Genomic DNA, 2566 nt, shown 5'->3' with positions numbered 1-2566 from the left:
ACCGAAAGCGACTTCTCGACCCCTGGGTGGTATTTGATTGATTTTATGGTATTTAGTGTCTTAACCGAACACTAATGCAAGTGGGCTGAATCTCAATTATCCTCTGGTTAGCCAGATCGAATTGGTTTGCCTTTCCCGCTTCGATAATGGAAGGAAGTTTACCTAGATAAGTCGACCAATCCTTCATAAAGGAATTATATAACTTTATTTCTTCTTCATTAGTTACGTATTTATCCCTATATTGGGCTAGATGTGTATTAATTTTCGACAGTAAAGGGTTTAATTGCTCCGTCTCGATTTTATTCATCTTTTGAGGATCAGTTTCTAAAGATATCATTAATACTATCCTAGGAATATCTGATACGGCCCCATTCAACCATCCGCCATCTTCTAAACTTGGAACAGACGAGTCTTGAATTTCTTGTGCGGCTAATCCCATATCGGCCATTTTCCATATTGCCACTGTACTCGTTACGAACATTAATAAAATAATCGATAGAAAACCGGCTAATAATTTCTGTCTTAAACTCATCAAAAATTCTCCCTTCTCAATTGCATTTATAAGGAATCGATTCGACAAGATTCGACACAATCCTTTATTCTGAAAACTACACAAAACAGGCAAAATGGGCATAGCCAAACCTTGAGCTTTGCCCTTCAAACTTTAGTGGGCTTTAACGAATATCAACCGAACTTTCCCTTCCCTTCCTGCCCCACTAGAGATAACCTACACCTGCCTCCTCGAAATCAGTCGATCTTGAACATCGAAAGGAGCAGGTGTTTCTTTATGACCTCCCGTAACAAGCCGGGCCAGGGTAGTGTCTACCAGCGAAAAGACGGCTACTTTGTAGCCCAAGTCCACATCGGTCAAGATGATAACGGTAAAGCGAAGTACGCTCGTAGAACTTTCAAAACTGAGGGCGAAGCCCTGCAGTGGAGGGATCAGGCTCTCGTAGAGCACCGTCAAGGAATTTTCGTGATCCCCTCAACTGTGACCTTCGCGGAATGGCTGGACATCTGGCTGGAGCAATATGTACGTCCCAACGTGCGGCCTAAAACTTGGGAGTCATATGAGTACATCAATCGGCTTCATTTGAAGCCGAAGTTGGGTAACGTGAAGGTTCAGGCTTTGCAAACGACTCAGCTTCAGAAGCTGCTTAACGAAAAACGGCAATCGGGTCTTGCGACGAGAACCGTTGAACTGATTCTCACCACCGCAAGAACTGCTCTCAAGCAAGCCGGTCATGATGGTCTGGTCAACAAGAATATCGTTGAGCACGTCCGCAAACCCAAACCGTCCCAAAAGCAAATCAGTGTCTTCACCGTAGATCAAATGAAGGAATTTATGTTTGTCGCAGAAGAGGACAGGTTGTGGATCGCCTTCAAACTTTTGCTAGGAACGGGAATGAGGGTAGGGGAGTTGCTAGCACTGAAGTGGGGCGACATCAATTTGGAACGTGGCCATATCGACGTGACCAAGGGGACCGTGCTGGTGAAGAACGAACACGGCCCCAACAAGACTCATCAGATAATCCAAGAACCCAAAACAAAAAACGGCTACCGGAGGATTCCGATAACCGAAGATCTGGTTAGACAGTTAAAAAGGTGGCAAGTGCTTCAATATATAGAAAGGATGAGTGAGGGCGAGGAGTATGAAGATGATGGTCTGGTCGTAACGACAAAGAAGGGCCGGATGGTTAGCCAGCGGAACCTGGCCACGAAGTTCCATCGGCTGTTGGCTAAATCTGAAATACCGAAGACTAATCTTCACTCATTGAGGCATACCTACGCAACCCGATTACTTGAGGCCGGTGTTCATCCGAAGGTGGTTCAGGAATTGCTCGGCCACGGAAGTATCCGGATTACGCTGGATACTTATAGTCACGTGCTCCCCGACGTTAAGAAACTGGCGACCGACAAAATTGAGGGGATGTTGAGTCCGAGGAAGATATAAATAGGTGGTAATATATCTTGATACAGAAAAAACTTTCGTAATAGGGTCTTTATTAATACCTTATTCAAAAAATAGAGAACCAAGCTTTCTAATGATAAAACCCAAGGGTATAAAAGAAGTTAATAATGCAAGATTAATCTTTGCTCCACTTACAGTAATTTCTAATATGTCTTGAAAATAATAGGGCATTGTTTGATATACTATTAAGTATTTATTAGATGGTATGCGTTCAAGATCTTCTTTTGTCGGATTTGTCGTATTTTCATAATCATCTATCCCGAGTGCTAATTTTACAAGCTGCTTATTTTCCTCAGTCATAGAAGGATAATCATTGATAATTTCTTCTTTTAACGTCTCGATGTTAAAGGGGTGTTCGCGAGCGATTGTGATTTTATCCATGTTTTCCAAGACTTCATTTTCACCAATTATATAAATTACTCAAGTTTCGCACACAGAAATAGGCAAGTAAGCCTTGATATAGTTGGGTAAAGAGCCAATCCATTTCTGGAGTTGACTTTTAATCAAAGCGGCTAACTTCTTGTTGCAGTTTTTAACGACATCATCAATAATCGACCAAAGTTGTTGAAGAGCCACCGCCCATTCCAAATCATT

Annotated in this window: 3 protein-coding genes; 1 reads left to right on the top strand and 2 read right to left on the bottom strand. The window is 42.4% G+C overall.

Translation table 11 applies throughout. The features are described 5' to 3' along the window. Nucleotides 1-52 precede the first annotated feature (52 nt). Nucleotides 53-532, bottom strand: coding sequence for an MCP four helix bundle domain-containing protein (locus GJ688_RS19400; RefSeq protein ID WP_170292174.1), 480 nt, complete (start codon nucleotides 530-532; stop codon nucleotides 53-55). Nucleotides 533-787: 255 nt separating this feature from the next. On the opposite strand from GJ688_RS19400, the gene GJ688_RS19395 reads away from it, so the two are divergent. Beyond that, on the top strand, nucleotides 788-1954 hold the full coding sequence (locus GJ688_RS19395) for a tyrosine-type recombinase/integrase (protein ID WP_155478144.1): 1167 nt from the start codon (nucleotides 788-790) through the stop codon (nucleotides 1952-1954). Between the two features lie 60 nt (nucleotides 1955-2014). Here GJ688_RS19395 and GJ688_RS19390 read toward each other — a convergent pair whose 3' ends face one another. Further along, on the bottom strand, nucleotides 2015-2362 hold the full coding sequence (locus GJ688_RS19390; RefSeq protein ID WP_170292173.1) for a hypothetical protein: 348 nt from the start codon (nucleotides 2360-2362) through the stop codon (nucleotides 2015-2017). Nucleotides 2363-2566: the final 204 nt, after the last annotated feature.

It is taken from the genome of Heliobacterium mobile, assembly GCF_009720735.1.
Lineage (GTDB): Bacteria > Bacillota > Desulfitobacteriia > Heliobacteriales > Heliobacteriaceae > Heliobacterium > Heliobacterium mobile.
Note: the sequence above shows the minus strand (reverse complement) of the source record. Positions and strands in the feature narration are given on the sequence as shown.